At 44.6% G+C, this 19121-nt stretch carries 20 protein-coding genes; 12 read left to right on the plus strand and 8 right to left on the minus strand.

What is annotated here, in order from left to right; translation table 11 throughout:
* Nucleotides 1-20: 20 nt before the first annotated feature.
* Nucleotides 21-1397, minus strand: coding sequence for a MocR-like pyridoxine biosynthesis transcription factor PdxR (pdxR, locus tag LRR81_RS11045; RefSeq protein WP_231789434.1), 1377 nt, complete (start codon nucleotides 1395-1397; stop codon nucleotides 21-23).
* Nucleotides 1398-1487: 90 nt separating this feature from the next.
* Here pdxR and LRR81_RS11050 point away from each other — a divergent pair, with 90 nt between their 5' ends.
* Entirely contained in the window at nucleotides 1488-1916 is a 429-nt protein-coding gene (locus LRR81_RS11050) for a GNAT family N-acetyltransferase (RefSeq protein WP_231789435.1), read from the plus strand.
* A gap of 155 nt (nucleotides 1917-2071) precedes the next feature.
* Entirely contained in the window at nucleotides 2072-4408 is a 2337-nt protein-coding gene (locus LRR81_RS11055; RefSeq protein WP_231789436.1) for a 5'-nucleotidase C-terminal domain-containing protein, read from the plus strand.
* 37 nt (nucleotides 4409-4445) lie between these two features.
* Here LRR81_RS11055 and LRR81_RS11060 read toward each other — a convergent pair whose 3' ends face one another.
* Together LRR81_RS11060 and LRR81_RS11065 are read right to left on the minus strand one after the other, a co-directional pair.
* Nucleotides 4446-4901 carry a GNAT family N-acetyltransferase gene (locus tag LRR81_RS11060; protein ID WP_231789437.1) on the minus strand — a complete coding sequence of 152 codons (456 nt, stop codon included), beginning with the start codon at nucleotides 4899-4901 and terminating at the stop codon, nucleotides 4446-4448.
* Nucleotides 4902-5009: 108 nt separating this feature from the next.
* Nucleotides 5010-6647 (minus strand): APC family permease, encoded by a 1638-nt coding sequence (locus LRR81_RS11065; protein WP_231789438.1) that lies wholly within the window; start codon nucleotides 6645-6647, stop codon nucleotides 5010-5012.
* Between the two features lie 304 nt (nucleotides 6648-6951).
* On the opposite strand from LRR81_RS11065, the gene LRR81_RS11070 reads away from it, so the two are divergent.
* From LRR81_RS11070 to LRR81_RS11100, 7 genes are all read left to right on the plus strand, one after another.
* Nucleotides 6952-7803 (plus strand): alpha/beta fold hydrolase, encoded by an 852-nt coding sequence (locus tag LRR81_RS11070; protein ID WP_231789439.1) that lies wholly within the window; start codon nucleotides 6952-6954, stop codon nucleotides 7801-7803.
* Between the two features lie 144 nt (nucleotides 7804-7947).
* Nucleotides 7948-8427, plus strand: coding sequence for a hypothetical protein (locus LRR81_RS11075; RefSeq protein ID WP_231789440.1), 480 nt, complete (start codon nucleotides 7948-7950; stop codon nucleotides 8425-8427).
* A gap of 226 nt (nucleotides 8428-8653) precedes the next feature.
* Complete coding sequence (locus LRR81_RS11080) at nucleotides 8654-8749, plus strand: YhdX family protein (RefSeq protein ID WP_231789441.1); 96 nt, start codon at nucleotides 8654-8656, stop codon at nucleotides 8747-8749.
* 147 nt (nucleotides 8750-8896) lie between these two features.
* Nucleotides 8897-9571, plus strand: a complete 675-nt coding sequence (locus LRR81_RS11085) for an O-methyltransferase (protein WP_231789442.1) — start codon at nucleotides 8897-8899, stop codon at nucleotides 9569-9571.
* A gap of 108 nt (nucleotides 9572-9679) precedes the next feature.
* The gene (locus tag LRR81_RS11090; protein WP_231789443.1) at nucleotides 9680-10774 is read left to right on the plus strand and encodes a mechanosensitive ion channel family protein; all 1095 of its coding nucleotides are present in this window, start codon (nucleotides 9680-9682) and stop codon (nucleotides 10772-10774) included.
* A gap of 69 nt (nucleotides 10775-10843) precedes the next feature.
* On the plus strand, nucleotides 10844-11566 hold the full coding sequence (locus LRR81_RS11095; RefSeq protein WP_231789725.1) for an NAD-dependent protein deacylase: 723 nt from the start codon (nucleotides 10844-10846) through the stop codon (nucleotides 11564-11566).
* Nucleotides 11567-11643: 77 nt separating this feature from the next.
* The gene (locus LRR81_RS11100; RefSeq protein ID WP_231789444.1) at nucleotides 11644-12237 is read left to right on the plus strand and encodes a YitT family protein; all 594 of its coding nucleotides are present in this window, start codon (nucleotides 11644-11646) and stop codon (nucleotides 12235-12237) included.
* Here the strand turns inward: LRR81_RS11100 and LRR81_RS11105 are convergent, their stop codons facing one another.
* Entirely contained in the window at nucleotides 12238-12897 is a 660-nt protein-coding gene (locus LRR81_RS11105) for a DUF4396 domain-containing protein (RefSeq protein WP_231789445.1), read from the minus strand.
* Between the two features lie 125 nt (nucleotides 12898-13022).
* Between LRR81_RS11105 and LRR81_RS11110 the strand changes: the two genes are divergently transcribed.
* Nucleotides 13023-13682, plus strand: a complete 660-nt coding sequence (locus LRR81_RS11110) for a DUF421 domain-containing protein (protein WP_231789446.1) — start codon at nucleotides 13023-13025, stop codon at nucleotides 13680-13682.
* A 57-nt stretch (nucleotides 13683-13739) separates the two neighbouring features.
* Here LRR81_RS11110 and LRR81_RS11115 read toward each other — a convergent pair whose 3' ends face one another.
* The 4 genes from LRR81_RS11115 to LRR81_RS11130 form a co-directional block, all read right to left on the minus strand.
* Nucleotides 13740-14618, minus strand: a complete 879-nt coding sequence (locus LRR81_RS11115; RefSeq protein ID WP_231789447.1) for a polysaccharide deacetylase family protein — start codon at nucleotides 14616-14618, stop codon at nucleotides 13740-13742.
* A 199-nt stretch (nucleotides 14619-14817) separates the two neighbouring features.
* The gene (locus tag LRR81_RS11120; RefSeq protein ID WP_231789448.1) at nucleotides 14818-15543 is read right to left on the minus strand and encodes an anti-sigma factor; all 726 of its coding nucleotides are present in this window, start codon (nucleotides 15541-15543) and stop codon (nucleotides 14818-14820) included.
* Nucleotides 15533-16102: an RNA polymerase sigma factor gene (locus LRR81_RS11125; RefSeq protein WP_231789449.1), complete on the minus strand. Its 570-nt coding sequence runs from the start codon at nucleotides 16100-16102 to the stop codon at nucleotides 15533-15535. The genes LRR81_RS11120 and LRR81_RS11125 overlap by 11 nt, the downstream gene beginning before the upstream one ends.
* Before the next feature lie 645 nt (nucleotides 16103-16747).
* On the minus strand, nucleotides 16748-17032 hold the full coding sequence (locus LRR81_RS11130; RefSeq protein ID WP_231789450.1) for a DUF5316 domain-containing protein: 285 nt from the start codon (nucleotides 17030-17032) through the stop codon (nucleotides 16748-16750).
* Between the two features lie 295 nt (nucleotides 17033-17327).
* Between LRR81_RS11130 and murQ the strand changes: the two genes are divergently transcribed.
* Together murQ and LRR81_RS11140 are read left to right on the plus strand one after the other, a co-directional pair.
* Nucleotides 17328-18236 carry an N-acetylmuramic acid 6-phosphate etherase gene (gene murQ / locus LRR81_RS11135; RefSeq protein WP_231789451.1) on the plus strand — a complete coding sequence of 303 codons (909 nt, stop codon included), beginning with the start codon at nucleotides 17328-17330 and terminating at the stop codon, nucleotides 18234-18236.
* Between the two features lie 12 nt (nucleotides 18237-18248).
* Nucleotides 18249-19103 (plus strand): MurR/RpiR family transcriptional regulator, encoded by an 855-nt coding sequence (locus tag LRR81_RS11140; protein WP_231789452.1) that lies wholly within the window; start codon nucleotides 18249-18251, stop codon nucleotides 19101-19103.
* Nucleotides 19104-19121 lie beyond the last annotated feature (18 nt).

Here is a 19121-nt window from a genome sequence, read left to right on the forward strand (position 1 = left end):
GTTTTAGCAAATGGTCCTTTTTAATACCAGGCGTCCTTCAGCAAAAGGATGCCCTCTTCAATTTCTTCTGCAGAAAGCCTGCCGAAGCCAAGCAGAAGCAGCGGGGCCCCTTCATACGGGGTGTGATGATAAAGGGAAACAGGAAAAACGGCCACACCTTTTTGTTTTGCCCTCATAATGCATTCCTGCTCGCTAAGGCCGTTCCCGACAGCTGCAATGATATGAAGCCCTGATTTCTCTCCGATAACCGCTGTTTCCGGAAGGTGCCTTGCCATTGCGGAAAGCAGGACACTTCTTTTTTTACGGTAATGGGTCCTCATCCGGTTCAAATGCCGCTCCCATGCACCGCTTGCCATAAATCCGGCAAGGGCGATTTGATCCAGCCGCGACACGGTTTGCTTATAGGCGATTGCCAGCTGATCGAGAGCAGGCAGCAGATTTTCCGGAAGGATCATGAAGCTGATTCGCAGAGAGGGGAGAAGGGATTTTGAAAAAGTGCCCATGTAAATTACTTTTCCGCCTTCATCGAGCCCCTGCAGAGCCGGAATGGGCTTTCCTTCATAGCGGTATTCCCCGTCATAATCGTCTTCAATGATATAGCGATCTTCTCCTTCGTAGGCCCAGTTCAGCAGCTCAATTCTTCTCGCAGCAGGCATGATCATGCCGAGCGGAAACTGGTGGGAAGGCGTGATGTAAACCGCAGAGGCATCGGTTTTGGCAAGTATGTCTGTCCGTAATCCTGCTTCATCGAGCGGGATATAGCAGAGGTCGTTTTTTAAAATTTCATTCATTCTGTGGTAGCCTGGATTTTCCATCGCATAGGTGCGTTTTCCGAGAAGAATGGTGAGCCTTTCCATTAATACCTGGGTTCCGGCACCAACGAAAATTTGCTCCGGCCTGCATTTGACCCCTCTGGCATGATATAAATGCTTCACAATTTCCTGTGCGAGTTCAGGCTCCGCTTTTCCATTGCCAGAATGATAAAGATCTTCTCTAGAAAGAGCATGCAAATAGTTCTTCCGCCAGTCTTTCACAGGAAAAAGACTGGCGTCAATCGTTTGATCAAAGGTGATCAGTTTTTTCTCCTGGACAGGCTCACTTTTTAAAGGAGATGCTTCAGCGGTTTCTTCAAACAAAAAGGTTTTTTCTGCGGCAAGAGTATACCAGCCTTTTCTCGGCACTGCTTCAATATATCCCTCTGCTGCAAGCTGCTGATAACCGGCATCAACGGTATTAATGCTGACGCCAAGCGATGCAGCAAGCTTTCTTTTGGACGGAAGCCTTGTGCCTGGAGAAAGCTTTCCGTTTAATGAATCATTTTTCAGCTTTTCATAAATTTGCAGATATAGAGGCTTTTCCTTCTGAAATTCAATGGTCAAATCAAGCAGCCTGATCATCCTTTCTAATTTCTGGTACCTTTCATTTTATCAAAACTGGTTCTTTTAGAAATACCAATAACATTGTATTTTCAAATGGGAGGCGATTTTATGAAGAAAATAGAACATTTAGCAACCGAAAAAGAATGGCTGGAGGCGTTTGGGGTACTTCAGCAGCTGCGCCCGCATTTAACAGAGGAAACGTTTCTTGAATTGGTCCGGCTAGCAGAGGAAAAAGAGGGGTACAGGATTTCTGTGCTGAGAGCTGACGGGAAAATCGTCAGCGTGATTGGCTATATGCCGATGATTACCCTCTATTACGGGCGGTTTATCTGGGTCTGTGATTTGGTAACAGATGCTGATGAAAGATCGAAGGGATACGGGGAAGAACTGCTTGCTGCGATAGAAGAAGGAGCTAAAGCCGAGGGCTATGATGGAATCGCTTTAAGCTCCGGGCTGCAGCGCAAGGATGCCCACCGTTTTTATGAAGAAAAGATGAACTTTGAAAAAGCGAGCTATGCTTTTAAAAAGAATTTTTAGTGATAGACAAATTTAACTCAAATTTTTACAATCTTTACAAAAAAGATAATATTTTTACAAGCTTTTTATAGTGCTTCCGTCCATTTTCCGATAGACTTTTAGTAGGCACTGGCTAAATTGCCAGTTTACTAGGTTAAATGGAGGAGAAAAATAGAATGAACAATAAGATCAAAACCGTTTTATCTCTAACACTTGCGGCTTCTGTCATTCCTGCAGCAGCTCCTGCGCATGCAGCAGAAAAGAATACTCCGGAAGAGCTCGTACATATTGCTGAAGCACAAGTAAGATCTCTTGCTCCTTATAACAACTCCATGACATTGTCAAAAAATTTTCTGCAGGAATATCATTTAACACAGTCTGCTATTGCAAACGCTAAAAAAGCGCTGCCGAATGTAAAAAATGCCAGGCAAAAGCGTCTCCTCGGCGACCGGATTGAAAAGGCCGAAATGGCCGTTCTCCGTACAGCAAGAGTAATTGACGCATTGAAATACGGAGAAGCACTATTAAAAGATACAAGCAGCTTTATCGCTCTGATCAGCAAAAAAGAAAAAGCTGACGAAGAGCTTCACAACTGGTATGACAAAATCCGCACTGAGCGCCGTGCCTATGAAAAAATTGTCGGCAAGGTTTCCGGCTCTGATTCCCGCAAAGCATTCGGTTTAAAATATATTGTGCCTGCAAAGCTTGCAGAAGAGATGATGGCCTATCCGCTCACACGCTATGATTTAAATGTGAAAGCTCTGGCTGCCATTGCAGCTGATAAGCCTGAAGTGGCTAGAAAACTAGTAGATACCATTACGAAGATGGAAGAAAAAGGGGATATCGTCAAAGCTGCCCTTCTGAAATTATATCCAAACAATAAGGCAGTTCAGCAGCAGATCAGCATTATTGAAGGCAAAATCGAAGCTGAACTGGCTCTTGTCAAACAATCTATTATGGAGGCACTTAAGCCGAAGAGCAATTTCAATCTTGAGGTGCTGCATACAAATGATACACACGCCCACATTGATAACATTGCAAGAAGAATTACGGCTATTAAAGAAATGAGAGCGAAAGCGGAAAATTCCCTCTTGCTTGATGCGGGGGACGTTTTTTCAGGCACGCTTTACTTTAACGAGTTTAAAGGACAGGCTGATCTTGAATTTATGAATATGATCGGCTATGATGCCATGACATTCGGCAATCATGAGTTTGATCTTGGCACAGCGCCTCTTTCAAGCTTTGTTAAAAACGCAAAATTCCCGTTTGTCAGTGCGAACGTTGATTTTACAAAAGACGCCAATATGAAGGGTCTGGTCGGCGGCACTGCAGCAACTGCAGCACCTAAAGACGGCAATGTGTATCCTTCCATCATTAAAGAAATGAACGGCGAAAAAGTGGGTATTTTCGGTCTGACAACAGCAGAAACTGAAACGATTTCAAGCCCTGGAAAAGATGTAGCCTTTAATGATTATATTGAAAGAGCGAAAAAATCCGTTGAACAGCTGAAGGCACAGGGCGTTAACAAAATTATCGCGCTGACGCATATTGGCTATCAGGACGGCGGCGGTGACAACGATGTAACCCTTGCCAAAGAAGTAGATGGCATCGATATTATTGTCGGCGGCCACTCCCACACAGTGCTTAGCACTCCAACAGTTGATACAACTGGTGCTGAACCTACTGTTATTGTGCAGACTGGGCAATACAGCGACAACCTCGGAACACTGAACGTTGAATTTGATCCAAGCGGAAAAGTGATTAAGAATGAAGGCAAGCTGATCAACCTCAATGAAAAGTCCGGCGACAGCTATGCAATCAAAGCAGATGATGAAGCGCAAAAAATTCTTGATACCAAATACAAGCCAGTAATCGATGCAAAACAAAAAGAGGTTGTGGCATCAACAGACGTTGCCCTCAACGGAGCAAGAGCTGACGTACGCACAAAAGAAACAAACCTCGGCAACCTGATCACGGACGGCATGCTGTCAAAAGCCAAAACGATTAATCCGAACACAGTGATCGCCCTGCAAAACGGCGGCGGCATCCGCGAGTCCATTAACAGCGGCGATGTCACAATGGGTGAAATTCTGACGGTTATGCCTTTCGGAAACGCCCTTGCGATTATGAAACTTTCAGGAGAAGAAATCAAAGCAGCTCTTGAGCACAGTGTAGAAGCTGTTCCGACAGAAGCTGGAGCGTTCCTGCAAGTATCCGGCATGCGTTTCAGCTATGACAGCACAAAGCCGGCAGGACAGAGAGTTGTGAAAGTGGAAGTGAAAGAAGACGGCAAAACGTTCACAACGCTAGATCCAGCCAAACAGTATTTTGTTGCAACAAACACCTTTACAGCTGCGGGCGGAGACAATTACCCAATGTTTAAAAAGGCGTACGATGAAGGACGCGTCAGCGAGCCTGGTTTCGTAGACTGGGAGAATTTCAGAGACTACCTGAAAGCAAACCCTGGCCTCAAGCCTGAAGTAGAAGGCCGCATTACAGACGTTTCAAAATAATGAACGAAGGGATAGGCCGACATGGCCTATCCCTTTTTTAAAGCTCCAATGTCATATAAACACTGTTAGGATCCTCTCGATAATCTGCAAAGGGCCCGCAAAGCTGAAATCCGGCTGAAGCGTACAAGCGTCTTGCAGGTTCAAAGGCTGCCATGGAACCTGTTTCAAGGCTCAAACGGCGATACCCCCGATTCCTTGCTTCAGCTATTATATGAAACAAAAGAGCTCTTGCGGTTCCTTTTCTAACATGACGGGCAGCCGTTCTCATCGATTTGACTTCCCCATGATGAGAATCCAGTTCCTTTAAAGCACCGCATCCAAGGAGCTCATTTTCCTCCCAGGCACTCCATACGGTGATATTCGGCTTTTTCAGTGCTTCTAATCCAAGCGCATGGATGCTTTCCACAGGGGAATGGAGCGTCATGCTGTGGAGGTGCTCTTTGATTAAGGAGAGTATTTCAGGACCTGTCAGGGGATCTATTTTTATTTTCATAATTCACCTCAGGAAATAGTGTAGTGAGTAAGGGGATTTTTAACAATGAAACAGTCAGGTTATCTTACAAAAAAAGACCCGAGTGGGAAACCCGGATCTAATACTCATTTATAAACTTTGCGCTTTTCCATTCTCTTTCTTCAACTCTTCATCATGCTCCTTGAGCCTGCGGTTGACTTCCTCTCCGTCCTTCAGATAAGAAGTGGCGTGGCCGCTTTTTAGCGCCCAGGCGTAAAAACCGAGAGAGACGAGCGTGATGAGAAGCATGTCCCAGCCGAAGTGAATGAGATTATGGCCGCCGAATTTTTCGCTGCCTCCCCATGAGATCAGCATCATGACGAGGAGATAGCAGACCATCCAAACTCCCGCTTTGAAGTTCCGTTTAAATCCGGCAAATTTGTCTCTTGCCTGATAGTAGAAATAAACCGGTAGTCCAACCAAAATAATGATCAGCACCTGTCCTGTCAGCGGCCAGCGCGCCCAGTAAAGAGTGAGCGATGCAAAAATGAATCCCAGCGGCGCAATAATGCTGAGCCCTTTTACTTTGGTCGGCCTGTATAAGTGGCCGGCTGTTTTTCTAAGAGTCATAACAGTCACGGGCCCTGTGATATAAGAGATAAGTGTGGCTACAGAGATAACTTCTGCAAGAGAACCCCAGCCTCTGAAGACAAACAGGAAGATGAAACAGACAGCAAGGTTTAAGAACATAGCTCCGCGCGGCACTTTAAAGATCGGGTGAAGCTTTCCGAAGGCCTTTGGCATATACCCGTTCTTTTCCATGCCGTAAATCATTCGTGCCGTTGTCGCTGTATAGGTTGTGCCAGTGCCTGATGGTGAGACAAAGGCATCAAGATACAAAAGGATCATCAGCCAGTTAATGCCGAGCGCCATGGCAAGGTCGGCAAATGGGGAACTGAAGCTTAAAGACTCCCAGCCCTTTGCGACGTCTTTCGGATCGACTGCTCCGATAAAAGCCACCTGCAGCAGCACATAAATGATCGTGGCAGCGAGCACAGAGCCGATTACGGCAATCGGAATGCTTTTTGCCGGATTTTTCGCTTCTCCCGCCATATTGATCGGACTTTGGAAGCCGTTATAGGCAAAAATAATACCCGAAGTCGCTACAGCGGTCAAAACGCCGGACCAGCCGTACGGAGCAAAACCGCCGTCAGCATGCGAGAAGTTCCCGCCGTGCCAGCCGACAGCAATCAAAGCAATAATCGTGGAACCAGGTATGATAATTTTAAAAACTGTGATTAGTGTATTGGCTTTTGAAAAAATGCTGACAGCCCAGAAATTAAGCAAAAAGTAAATAATAACAAGAACGGCTGCCGCAAAAAGTCCAGGCAATGTCAGCGATTCGCCGCTCACAAGGTTTTTGGCCCATTTTGCCCATTCCCATGGCCAGGAGCTCATGTACTGAATGGAAGCGATGGCTTCCACCGGTATCACGGATACAATGGCAATCCAGTTGGCCCATGCAGCAAGAAAGCCGACAAACGAACCGTGCGAATATTGTGTGTACTTGACCATGCCGCCTGCTTCAGGAAACATGGAGCCAAGCTCTGTATAGGTTAAAGCAATCGTTAAAATAACTACCATCCCGATGACCCAGGCGAAAATAGCAGCCGGGCCGGCGATCTTAGCCGCTTTCCAGGCACCAAAAAGCCATCCCGAACCAATAATGGATCCGAGACCCGTCATCGTCAGGGCAATGTAGCCCATATTGCGATGCATTTTCTCCACAATCCCGCACTCCCCTTAGACAAAAGATTAAGAATATTTACAACCTACTTGAAAAACAGAAGAATTACAAGGCGTTATTGCTTTTCTTAAATAATAAGTTAGAACTGTAACCGTTTTGTAATGCCTGCTGTTTTCCTATTTCCTACTTATTCCCCGTTCCTAAAAACATAAACTAGGTATTGTGGAATATTTTTCCGGATGAATTATTTTGTTTATGAAGCGTTCCTATGTTTTGCAATTTGTTTTTTTCTCAAGCTACTATTAGAAGAGACTCATAAAGTCAAAGAAGGGAAAAGGGGATTGGATGAATCAGCTGAAAAGCGAAAATATTCATGTGAACGGTATTGATCTTCATTATGTTCATGGAGGGGAAGGCGAACTGCTGCTCTTTCTCCACGGGTTTCCGGATTTTTGGTATATATGGCGCCATCAGCTTCCTGTGTTCTCGAAATCCTGGCATGCTGTCGCACCTGATTTAAGAGGCTACAATCTTTCGGATAAGCCGGAAAAGCAGGAAGACTATAAAATGAAGGTTCTTGTAGAAGACATCAGGCAGCTGATTGTAGGACTTGGCTATGAAAAATGCACGCTTGTCGGGCATGACTGGGGCGGCGCCGTTGCCTGGGCGTTTGCTTATAAGCACCCTGAATATTTGGACAAGCTGATTATTTTCAATGCGCCGCACCCCGTTACGTTTGCAAGAGAGCTTGCAGAAAACAGTGAACAAAGAAAAGCGAGCGAGTATATAAAAGAATTTCAAAAAGAAGGCGCTGCTGCGAGGCTTATGGAAGACGATTACAACGTGCTGGATCAAATGATTCTCAAGCATGGCAAAGAAAAAGGCTATTTCACAGAAGATGATGCGGCCAAGTACAAGGAATCCTGGAGAAACGGATCAATGGAAGGAATGCTTTCCTATTATAAAAACATCAAACAGGCCGGCACGGTTATTCACACCCTTCTTCATTCCCTAGAAGTGCCAGTACTTGTGATATGGGGGATGAAGGATCCTGCCCTTCTTTCTGGAAATTTGAAAGGACTTGAAAACCATGTCAAGGACCTCCAGATTAGGAAAGTGGAGGATGCTTACCATTCACCTCAGCAGGAGAAGCCAAATGAAGTGAATGCTGCAATAGAGGCTTTTTTAAGAAAGTAAACATGCCGTCTGGCCGATTTGGCCAGACGGCTTTTAGTAAAAAAGGAAATCGCTTGCAATTAACTTTCCATAAAAAGAAGATTAACCGGCAGATATACGTGGAAAAAACCAAAGAAATACAGAATTAAAGGAGTATTATCACCGATGTTTACACTTAAAGATATTCCAACCTTTTTCTGGTCATTTTTTTTGGTGCTGCCGCTTGTTTCCATTATTCATCAGCTCGGCCACACATTTTTTGTGCTGATTTTCGGCGGCAAGGGCAGTCTTGACCTTGGCAGAGGAAGGGTTCTTTTCAGCATAGGCTTTTTTAAGCTTAGAAAGCTTTATTTTCTAGATTCTTTTTGTGATTACAGAGACTTGAAGGTTGATAACAAGCTTACGCACGCTCTGGTTTATTTAGGCGGCACGTTTTTTAATCTTCTCACGGTCTTTATATTGAATACCTTAATTGCCGAAGGGATTCTTCCGCCGAATCTTTTTTTCTATCAGTTTGCTTATTTTTCCGTTTACTTTGTCTTTTTCGCCCTTTTGCCTGTGCATTATGGGAAAGGACATCCATCAGACGGAAAGGCATTGATTGAATTAATCAAATATGGCACGAAAAATGATTTGATTGACTAACAGTCTGGACATTTAAAATGTGCAGGCTTTTTTAAGGTTTCATTCGCTGCATTTTTATGGCCAGCATTCAACATTCATCAAGAAAACCTCAATTCTATAGGGTTTCGACAATAAGACCAAAGGTTGGCGGCATGCTTGTCCACATCATTCGTCAAAAAATTGGGTCTTAGGATTTATTTACTTAATATTCAGAAATCTTTATGATGTTAAAAAAGGAGGGAAGAAGATGGGAAAAGGAAGAATCAGAGTGGAAGAGCGTATTAAGAATGAAAGCGATCAGGAAATGTACACAGCCACCCTTGTCGATTCCAAGAAAAAATAGGACCAATTTGTCCCCCACCTACTCCCGGAACATACGAATTTGAGAGCGATGATACTTAGAATTTTGGAAAAAGCTGCCCTGATTGTTTATCAGGCAGCTTTTTAAAATGGTAAAATAGCTAAAAAAAGTAAAAGGGGAATACATACAATGGATCAATCAGTTATTTGGGAAAAAGCAGAAAGCTATTTTCAATCAAAGCTTCATAAGGAAGATGAGATAATGGAGGCCGTTCTCCTTGCAAACCATGAAGCTGGCTTGCCTGCTATTGATGTATCTCCCTCACAGGGAAAGATGCTGTATTTATTCGCCAAGCTCAAATGTGCGAAAAACATACTTGAAATAGGGACGCTTGGAGGGTACAGCAGCATTTGGATGGGAAGAGCGCTTCCTGAAGATGGAAAGCTTACGACACTTGAATTTAGCGGCCGCCATGCGGATGTGGCAGATAAAAATATAGAAACAGCGGGGCTAAGCAATAAAATTACCGTAATAAGAGGGGCTGCTCTTGATTCCTTAGAAGAATTGAAGAAAAACGGAGAAGGACCTTTTGATTTTATTTTCATTGATGCTGATAAAATAAATAATGCGGCTTATATGAAATGGGCGCTCGAACTGTCAGAGCCTGGGACACTCATCATTGCTGACAATGTAATCCGAAACGGCAGAGTAATAGAAGAAAACAACAGTGATCCAAGTGTCATCGGCGTTCGGCAGTTTGCTGATCTGCTCGCAGAGGAGCCGAGAATTGAAGCGGCCGCTTTGCAGACAGTCGGCTCTAAAGGCTATGACGGGTTTGTCATGGGGATTGTGAAGAATCAGTGAAACCCGGTGAGGAAAGTCTTAGAATCGGGACCATTCGTTCATGACGTTCGCGGAGTATTTAGTATAATAGTAGCCTGAATACGAAATAGAAAGAAGTGTTTTTCTTTAATGATCTCATCAGGCGAACTGATTCAAACGGCCATCAGCATTGGAATTTTCGTGCTTTTTTTGATCCTGCGAAAGCTGTTCACCAAGTACGTGTTTCAGCTGGTTATGAAGCTAAGCCATAAAACGCCAACGGATGTGTTTACCCATATACTGCTGTCGCTGGAAAAGCCGCTGCGCTGGTCTTTTGTGCTGCTCGGCATCTATACGGCGATTCATTATCTGCCTTTTTTGGACAACAAAATGGGAGTGGTCAATCAATTTTACCGCTCGTCCATCGTTATTCTCATTGCCTGGGCGCTCTACAATTTAACAGGGGTTTCTTCTATCTTCTTCAATAAAATCAATAAGCGGTTTGAGCTTGATATGGATGATATTCTGGCGCCGTTTCTCTCTAAGGTGCTGCGCTTTTTGATTTTTGCATTAACCTTCAGCATAGTGGCGCAGGAATTTCACTATGATGTGAATGGCTTTGTCGCAGGGCTCGGCCTTGGCGGACTGGCTTTTGCCCTTGCTGCAAAGGATACGATCGGGAATTTCTTCGGCGGCGTGATCCTGATTACGGAAAAGCCATTTACGCTCGGTGACTGGATCAAGACGCCGAATGCAGAAGGGGTCGTTGAAGAGATTTCATTCCGCAGCACAAAAATCAGAACGTTTCAGCAGTCGCTTGTCACCGTTCCGAATTCTACAATAGCGAATGAGCCCATCACAAACTGGACGAAAATGGGGAAAAGGCAAATTACATTCAATTTAGGCGTTACTTATCATGCCGAAGAAGAACAATTGCACGCAGCGGTAAAGCGTATTGAAAAGATGCTGCAGGAGCACGACGGCATCCATGATGATGTCATCATCGTTGCATTTGAAAAGTTCTCAGCCCATAGTCTTGATGTGTACGTGAACTGTTTTACCAAAACGACCGATTTCAAGTCGCATCTCCACATCAGACAGGATATTAATTTTAAAATTATGAAGATCTTTGAAGAGGAAAGCATCAGCTTTGCCTTTCCGACCCAAACGCTCATTGTAGAGCAAAACGGAAAGCGGAGTATGGAGACAGAAGAAGAAAGAAAATATGAGATGGCTCAGGGATAAGAAAACCGCTGCTGCACAGCGGTTTTTTATCTCACTCTAAAGGGATGGTGCTGGCTAATGGAGCAGGAAATAAGAAAGCTAAAAGCGATGATCAGCGAAGCTAAAACGATCTCTGTCCTAACAGGGGCCGGTATCAGTACGGAGTCCGGCATTCCGGATTTCCGCTCAACGAAGGGGCTTTGGAGAGAAGATGTATCCCGAATGGATGTGATCAGCAGGGACTATTTTGAGAGGGAGCCCGAGCTTTTTTGGAAATATTTCAAGGACATTTTTCAGATCAAGCTCAGTCATTCCTATGAGCCGAACAGCGGGCATCTGCTGCTGAAGGAGCTGGAGAGGAGCGGCAAGGATGTTCGGATATTTACGCAGAATGTGGATGGCCTTCATCATAAAGCAGGAAGCGGAAAAGTGTATGAACTCCATGGCTCGATCCTTTTTGCTGCCTGTCCTGAATGCGGTAAAGAGCACCATCTTGACTACATTAATGAACAAATTGTCCCGCTGTGTTCAGATGAAGCCTGCCAACAGATCTTAAAGCCTGATGTGGTGCTGTTCGGTGATATGGTCCGATGCTTTGAGGAAATGTATGAAAGCATCAGTGAGTCCGATTTATTTTTGGTGATCGGCACATCGCTCGAAGTATTTCCAGTCAGACAGGTTCCTCTCGACTTCAGGCACAAAGCAACCCTCGGCATGGTATTGATTAATGCTGAACCGACAAGGCTTGACCCTGTGTTTGATCTTGTTATACATGGAAAATCCGGTGCAATTGCAAAAGCGCTGGCTGAATAAGAAGGCTTGGAGCATGCTCCAGGTCTTTTTTTCATAGAGTAGAAGAGGACAAGACTGCCGAGAGAAGGGACAAGTGGATGAAAAGAAAACTTATCTGCATTATCGCAGGAGGCATCCTGCTTGGCATTGGTGTAAATGCCTTTATTCTGCCGCTTGGAATCATGAATGGCGGTGTTTTTGGCATCGGCCTCTTGCTGCACTATTTGTTCGGCTGGAAAACCGGGCTTCTGATCCTTTGCGTGAACACCCCAATTTACCTGGCAGCCCTGAAATATCATCGGGACTATTTTTTTAATGCGCTTATCGGTATGGCTTCAGCTGTGTTTTTTATTGAACTGCTCTTTCCCATTCATATGTTCTTCCATCTCCCATACATTGCAGGGGCAGCGGCAGGAGGGCTTTTTTCCGGAACAGGGACCGGGCTGATGCTCAGGCAAAAAACAAGCCCTGGAGGAATTGATCTGCTGGCGCTGATGATCTCGAAAAGAACTGCTGTTAATCCTGGGCTGATCATGGCCGCAATGGATGCGCTCATCATCAGTGCAGGGCTGTTTCTTTTAAAGGATATCAGGCTGCTGTATTCGCTCCTCCTGATAGGCATTGCAGGAACTATTGCCGGATTGTTTACTTCTGTAGTCTCCATTCAGTTTTTCCCTGGAAAAAAGAGCTAGCTACATGCCGTGTTTAACACCTCTTTTTACAAGAAGCCAGTTTGCGGGGTAGCTCGTTGCCAGGCCAAGAATCATCGCAATCTGCATCATAAACCAGTAAACAAACGTGTCAGGGGAAGGCGGATTGGTGAATAGCAGAAAATGGACAATCGCCATCCAGCCGAACATGCCGACTTCAAAAGCAATCAGCGAGAGGGTATCCGCCTTGGCTGCTTCGCCGAATCCCCTGAGCCAGCTTATGTTTTCCCCCATTTTCTTTTTCATCGGCACGATGGAAAATACCTGAAAAAAAAGCCCGAAAATGTAGGCAAGAATAAATTCTACCGTATAATGGGCAAAAAGTGCAGACCCCCCCACTGTTAATCCTGTGAAAAAGACGATCGGCACCCCAATCGCGTCGCCTGCCGTACACCCGCCTGAACAATGGCTTGCGGAGACAAAAACGCTTTGCCAAAACGGCTTTTTATCATGCATGCCCTTTTTCCCCAATTTCCAATAAAACCATATGGCAAACGGACCAAGATATAGCCCGTTAATCGGCCAAACAATGTTCATGATTGGCATTTCCTGCGGGTGGCGGATCACATCGATCAAGATGATCAGTGCAGAAAGCAGGCCGGCTGCCACCGCAATAATGGAAATAGTTTGAATGAGTTCCATGTGCATCGCTCCATTACTAAGGTTATTTATTATTTAATTGCCTCTATCATATTATTTAAACCTGTATGGCCAATGCGCTGGTTTGTTAAACTAAGCAAATCACGAAAAGGAAGGGGCACCAGGAAATGACGGTATTGGAAGTGACAGCAAAAATACTTCTCACCTATGTTTTGCTTTTGCTGCTTACCAGACTGATGGGAAAAAAAGAAATCAGTCAAATGACGTTCTTTAATTTTGTTTCTGCCATTACCATCGGTACCTTAGGAGGGTCTTTAATTACTGATCAGTCATTAGGCATCCGTAACGGGGTTTTAATTTTAGTGGAATGGACTGTGATTACCATCATCGCAGGATACATAGGATTGCAATCGAAAGGAACCAGAAGGGCGTTAGAAGGAGAGCCTTCTATTGTGATAAAGAATGGCAAAGTAATGGAGGAAACCCTGAAAAAACTGAGGCTTGATATGGAGGGGTTAAAGGCGCAGCTGCGGGAAAAGGACATTTTTTCAATTGGTGAAGCAGACACCGCAATCATTGAAACAAACGGAAAACTATCAGTACGTAAAAAGAATGCTGCAAACACTTTTATTTTTCCGGAAACAACAGAAATTGCTTCTGAAGGCAAAGCAAACTTGGGAAATTTAGCAAAGCTGCATTTATCGGAAGAGTGGCTGCACAATCAGCTGATAAGAGCAGGGGCTCCTTCTCTTGAAAACGTGTTTTATGCTGAAATTCAAAAGAACGGCTTGTTGTATGTTGATTTGTATCAGGATAGAGAAAGCTGATCTAGCGGACATACCCTTCCTTCACAGAAAAAACAGCCCGTAAAAAGGGCTGTTTCACTACCTGAACTGAACAGGTTTTAAATGTTCATTTACTGTTTTGAACTGATATCCTTTGTTTTTTAATTTAGTCAGCAGTGTATCGACAGAGGACAAACTTCCTGCACGGTCATGCATAAGGACAACGATTGGCTGGCGGGGGAAATTCTTTTTTTGCCTTTCAATTTGCTTGTAGACTTCATTTGCAACATTTTTATCTTTGTATTTCCAGTCATCGCTGTCAACATTCCAATCCCAATAAATAAACCCGGAAGCAGTAAGTGCTTTCTTTTCGGCCGCTGTTAAAAGCGGCTTGCTGCCGTACGGCGTGCGAACCAGGGAAGACCGAACGCCAGTAACAGATCTTAGAGCTGCCTGAGCCGTTTTCATTTCTCCGGTAACCGTTTCAGGAGAACGGTAGAAAAGCTTCGGGCTGTGTGAAACACCATGAAGACCAAGGCTGTGTCCATCCTTATCAATCCGTTTCACTTCATCCTGATATTTCTTTATGCCGGGCTCCAGCATAAAAAAAGAAGCTTTTACATGATGCTTTTCGAGAAGATCAAGCAGCTTGCCAGTGGTCCGCGTCGGGCCATCATCAAACGTTAAGTAAATGGTATCGGCATCACCCGGGGATACCATTTTTGCCGGCTGCTTGATTACCGTATTTTTTGTTTCCGAATGTTTCTTCACAGGTATCTTCTTTGCGGCAGTCTGCACAGCTGCTGTTTCTTTCTTTGCAGCCTTCTGCTCATTTGCCGTTTCTTTCTTCATCTGCTCCTTCGCTTTACTCTTTTCGGCAGATGCATCCCATAAGAAAAGCAATAAGGTGCACATCAGCACCAGTGTTAAAGACTTTGCCAGCAGTAGCGGCAGAGTGATTTCTCTCTTTTTATTCATCATCATCTCTCCAGCGCTGCATGAAATCAGAAGCTGTTTTCCCCACTAAAAGTGTAACGAATTCCAAAATGCTAAACAATAACAAACATGTTACATTTTGATCTAATTTCCTTAACTGCCCACTTTTTTCTCGTAAAAAAGAAAAAAAGAAAGCCGTTTGAAACAGGCTTTCTTCGGGTATAAAGTACTGGATGTTAGACTAAATTTTTCCTGCTAGAAGAACTTGGCCTTTCGGTGATGGCTGGTTCTTTTGGTTTTCAATGGTTATGGCAACGGTATCCCATTTATGCTTGCTGCCCTCAGGGATCGTGTAGAGCACCGTGCCTTTACCTGACTTATCAGGGACAAAGTATCCTGCTGGGTAAGGTTTGTTATTTTCGAGCAGCCAAACCTGATAAATCTCTCCTTTGGATAAGCCTTTTAAATTTTCAGCCTGTAAAACGAGCTGATTATCATTTTCATTTTTCAATAAGGAAGCCGTTGCTGTCATAGAAGAACCTGATTGCGTCGCTGCAAGGCCAACCTGATTTTCCAAGGCTAGATTTTGAGTGTCATTTTTCTGATTAATCAGCCAGGCGTTGCCGATTAATGAAAGGAAAAGGGCTGCAGCCATAGCAGGCAAGATCCATGAACGTTTCCTGGGAGGGTTTGTCGGACCAGGTTTTTTTGGCGTTTCTGCTCTTATATCTTCCTTTTGTGTGTTTTCCTCTAAAACATTAGCCAGTATTCTCTCTTTCATACCGGAGGGAGGGGAAGCCGGCTCTGAAAAATAAGGAAGATCTTCTGTCAGCATAGCAAGCTCTTTCAATTCTTCTCTGCATTCATCGCACTCAAGCAAATGCTGTTCAAATTCTCTTTTCTCTTTTTCAGGCAATAAATCATTGAAATAATCGAGCGTTAATTCGCAATAGTTGTTATCCTCCATGACCAGACCCCCCTTCCGCAGCCATTGCATTTCTTAAATGTTTTAAAGCCAATCGTATTCTTCCTTTCACCGTGCCAAGCGGCAGCTTAAACGTTTCCGAAATTTTTTGCTGGCTTTGCCCCTTAAAATAAAATTGCTCAATCATGAGACGCTGTTCACTGCTTAATGTTGAAACAGCCTTATGAATTTCCTGCCGTTTTTCATTCCATTCCGCTGTTTCTTCAACACTTTTCCCGCCATCAGCCTGCAGGGCATCACTCTCAAGCAATTCTACCGTTACCTGCTTCTTCTCTTTGCGAAGCCGGTCAATCGCTTTATTCCGTGTAACCGTCAAAATCCACGAAGAAAACTTTCCCTTTGACTTGTCGTAGGTTCCGCTGTCATTCCAGACTTTCATAAAGACATCCTGCAGCACTTCCTCTGCAAGCTTCTCATCCTTTGTAATCCGCATGGCAAAAGAGAAAAGGATCTTTTCATACCGATTATACAGCTTTTCAAGCGCACTGCGGTCTTTCTTGAGGATTTCTTCGTAAAGTATTGCGTCATCCCTTTCTGTCATTGCAAATCTCCTCTATTTATATAAGAATTTACTAAATTAAGAATACCATGCTTGTTACAGAGAGGAAAACGTTAAGGAAATTACAATGCTTACTAATAAATACGATAGAATTTTTAATTTGTATCAGTCAGATGGAAAAAAATTTGCGGAGCGGAGAGGGGAAAGATAGCGGCAACTAGATTTAAATCAGCGGTTTCAGCTTTGGACAGTAGTAGCAATGTATTGGACAGTAGAAGCTTCAAATTGGACAGTAAGCGTACTGTTTTGGACAGTTAGGCACTAAGAACGGACTGTTGAACTTGTGAAACCGACAGTGAATGGAAAAGCCGGCTTTTCATTCGATTTACTGACGGGGAGCGAGCGGCAAAACTTGATTATTAACCGCCAAAACTAATTTTAACCAGCCGTTTCAGCTTGGACAGTAGGAGGCCTGCTTTGGACAGTAAGAGCTCCAGCTTGGACAGTAAACTCACTGTTTTGTACAGTAAGGCACTGAAATCGGACAGTAAAACTTGTAAAACCGGCAGTTAATGGAAAATCCGTCCTTTGGTTACCTTCCCTGAACAGGGAGGGAGCGGTAAAATTAAATTATTAGACTGCAAACTTGACTTTTGCGCCCCCCTGTTCTCAAGCACATGCTAATCCTCATCCAAAATAGTGAAGAAGCACGGCACCAGCAAGGCTCGGAACTCCTGCAAGCAAAAGCTTTACCGACCAGCTGAAGCGCTGGCGCCGGTCCGCGGTTGTTTCTGAGTAGTGATTGGCCCTCATTCTGTCGCCGCTGACAGCTGCTCCTGAAATAATAACAGACAGTCCGATCAGTACAGCTCCTGTGATAAATAAGTAACTTTGCAGCTGCCCTGGGCCGAATAGCAGGGATGCCAGCACAGCCAATATGGCGAGCCCGACCCCGATTAAAAATGCTTTCATGTCAAAACTCCCTTTGGTTAATTATGTTAATTTTACCAGCTGGGTATACTGCTAACAATCTCTTTTTAGTGAAAGGGCGGGAACAGCGGGATGCTTGGATCAATCCTGATGGCTTTGTGCGGCGGGGCGGCGCTTGTCCTTGTACAGGGGCTGGCAAGGTATACGGAAGGCTGGGAAAGTGAGAAAGAATCAGATTGAAATAAAATTTTAAATATAATAGTATAATATTGAAATAAATATTCATCTCACATATAATAGTGAGGAAACAGAAAAATATATTGGAGGTTCGCGAAGCATGGATAAGCAGCTTGGATCCTTGATTACTGAATCCAGAAATGAACACACCATGCAGATTGATACAGGAAGCACCAGTGAAATTCTGCAGCAGATACATGAAGAGGATCGAAAGGTTGCTGACGCCGTTCAGAAGGTCTTGCCGGAAATCGAGCAGGCCGTTGATTTTGCTGTAGATTCTTTCCGGAAGGGAGGAAGGCTGATTTATCTTGGAGCCGGAACAAGCGGCAGGCTCGGCGTTTTGGATGCTGTTGAATGCCCGCCGACGTTCAGTACTTCTCCTGACATGGTCATCGCTTTGATGGCAGGTGGAGAGAATGCCTTCATCAAAGCAGTGGAAGGGGCAGAGGACAGAGCGGATTTAGGTGAAGAAGATCTGAAGAAGAAAGGCCTGACAGAGAACGATACCGTCATTGGCATAGCAGCAAGCGGCCGTACGCCTTATGTAATCGGTGCGCTGGATTATGCCCGTTCAGCAGGTGCTAAAACGGTAGCGCTTTCATGCAACCCTGGCGCTAGAATCAGCCAGTCTGCAGAGCTTGCGATCGAGGTTATCACAGGCCCTGAGAGCCTGACAGGTTCAACGCGGATGAAAGCAGCTACGGCCCACAAGATGATCCTGAACATGATTTCCACCGCTTCCATGATCAAAATGGGCAAGGTTTACGAAAACCTGATGGTGGACGTAAATGTGAGCAATTACAAGCTGAAGGAGCGCGCAGCAGGCATTATTATGGCTGTGACCGGCTGTACAAGAGAGGAAGCCGGCCAGGCACTTGATGAAGCAGGAAATGAAGTAAAGCCGGCAATTGTTATGGTGCACACAGGACTTCCTTTTAAAGAGGCAAAAGCACTCCTTGATGGCGCAAACGGCTTTGTGAGGCAGGCAATTGAACAAGGGAAAAAATAAGGAGATTGTGAAATGGCTGCAGGCGGATTAAAAATACTGGAAAATTCATTCGAAAGGTTGCCCCAGTCAGAGAAAAAGATTGCTGAATTTATTCTCGGCAATCCGCAGGAGTTTGTGAACAGCACGGTCAGCCAGCTGAGCTCTGCTGCTGAAACAAGCGATGCAGCGGTCATCAGACTGTGCAAATCCCTCGGTTTGAAGGGATATCAGGATTTAAAGATCAGGGTTGCAGGCGACCTGGCGAAAACAGAGCAGCAAGGCTACAGGGATATAGAGCCGAATGAAACGATCTATTCCATTGTGGAAAAGATGACAAGCAACAGCCTGCAGATTATCCGTGATACGAGCGAAATGGTCAACTACGAGGTGCTCGAAGAAGCCATCAGCCTTTTATCAAAGGCAAAGAGCATCCATTTTTGCGGAGTAGGCGCTTCAGCAATTGTAGCAGCCGATGCTCAGCAAAAATTTCTCCGGGTGAAAAAAACTGCCACCGCTTTTACGGATATGCACCTTGTCGCTACACTGATTGCCAACGCAGACCCTGAGGATGTCGTATTCGGCGTTTCCTTTTCAGGAGAAACGAATGAAATTCTGAATATCATCTCTCTTGCAAAAGAAAGAGGCGTTAAAACAATCGGACTGACGCATTACGGGCAATCTTCCTTATCTAATTTATGCGATGTGAGCCTGTTCACCTCATATTCAAATGAGGCTCCATTCCGAAGCGCTGCTACCTCTTCAAGGCTTGCGCAGCTGCATATTGTGGATATTCTTTTCCTTGCTATGGCTGCCAGAAACTATGAAGAAACCGTAGAGTACATCGATAAGAGCCGGAATGCCATTAAAAAAATGAAAAAGAAAAAGTAAGAATGATAAGGGGGCTGC

It is taken from the genome of Metabacillus kandeliae (assembly GCF_021166585.1).
GTDB classification, from domain to species: Bacteria; Bacillota; Bacilli; order Bacillales; family Bacillaceae; genus Metabacillus_B; species Metabacillus_B kandeliae.

What these genes read in the sequence shown, in the direction of transcription:
- pdxR (WP_231789434.1), bottom strand. Translation starts at nt 1,397, where the DNA reads ATGATCAGGCTGCTTGATTTGACCATTGAATTTCAGAAGGAAAAGCCT.
- LRR81_RS11050 (WP_231789435.1), top strand. Translation starts at nt 1,488, where the DNA reads ATGAAGAAAATAGAACATTTAGCAACCGAAAAAGAATGGCTGGAGGCG.
- LRR81_RS11055 (WP_231789436.1), top strand. Translation starts at nt 2,072, where the DNA reads ATGAACAATAAGATCAAAACCGTTTTATCTCTAACACTTGCGGCTTCT.
- LRR81_RS11060 (WP_231789437.1), bottom strand. Translation starts at nt 4,901, where the DNA reads ATGAAAATAAAAATAGATCCCCTGACAGGTCCTGAAATACTCTCCTTA.
- LRR81_RS11070 (WP_231789439.1), top strand. Translation starts at nt 6,952, where the DNA reads ATGAATCAGCTGAAAAGCGAAAATATTCATGTGAACGGTATTGATCTT.
- LRR81_RS11075 (WP_231789440.1), top strand. Translation starts at nt 7,948, where the DNA reads ATGTTTACACTTAAAGATATTCCAACCTTTTTCTGGTCATTTTTTTTG.
- LRR81_RS11080 (WP_231789441.1), top strand. Translation starts at nt 8,654, where the DNA reads ATGGGAAAAGGAAGAATCAGAGTGGAAGAGCGTATTAAGAATGAAAGC.
- LRR81_RS11085 (WP_231789442.1), top strand. Translation starts at nt 8,897, where the DNA reads ATGGATCAATCAGTTATTTGGGAAAAAGCAGAAAGCTATTTTCAATCA.
- LRR81_RS11090 (WP_231789443.1), top strand. Translation starts at nt 9,680, where the DNA reads ATGATCTCATCAGGCGAACTGATTCAAACGGCCATCAGCATTGGAATT.
- LRR81_RS11100 (WP_231789444.1), top strand. Translation starts at nt 11,644, where the DNA reads ATGAAAAGAAAACTTATCTGCATTATCGCAGGAGGCATCCTGCTTGGC.
- LRR81_RS11105 (WP_231789445.1), bottom strand. Translation starts at nt 12,897, where the DNA reads ATGGAACTCATTCAAACTATTTCCATTATTGCGGTGGCAGCCGGCCTG.
- LRR81_RS11110 (WP_231789446.1), top strand. Translation starts at nt 13,023, where the DNA reads ATGACGGTATTGGAAGTGACAGCAAAAATACTTCTCACCTATGTTTTG.
- LRR81_RS11115 (WP_231789447.1), bottom strand. Translation starts at nt 14,618, where the DNA reads ATGAATAAAAAGAGAGAAATCACTCTGCCGCTACTGCTGGCAAAGTCT.
- LRR81_RS11120 (WP_231789448.1), bottom strand. Translation starts at nt 15,543, where the DNA reads ATGGAGGATAACAACTATTGCGAATTAACGCTCGATTATTTCAATGAT.
- LRR81_RS11125 (WP_231789449.1), bottom strand. Translation starts at nt 16,102, where the DNA reads ATGACAGAAAGGGATGACGCAATACTTTACGAAGAAATCCTCAAGAAA.
- LRR81_RS11130 (WP_231789450.1), bottom strand. Translation starts at nt 17,032, where the DNA reads ATGAAAGCATTTTTAATCGGGGTCGGGCTCGCCATATTGGCTGTGCTG.
- murQ (WP_231789451.1), top strand. Translation starts at nt 17,328, where the DNA reads ATGGATAAGCAGCTTGGATCCTTGATTACTGAATCCAGAAATGAACAC.
- LRR81_RS11140 (WP_231789452.1), top strand. Translation starts at nt 18,249, where the DNA reads ATGGCTGCAGGCGGATTAAAAATACTGGAAAATTCATTCGAAAGGTTG.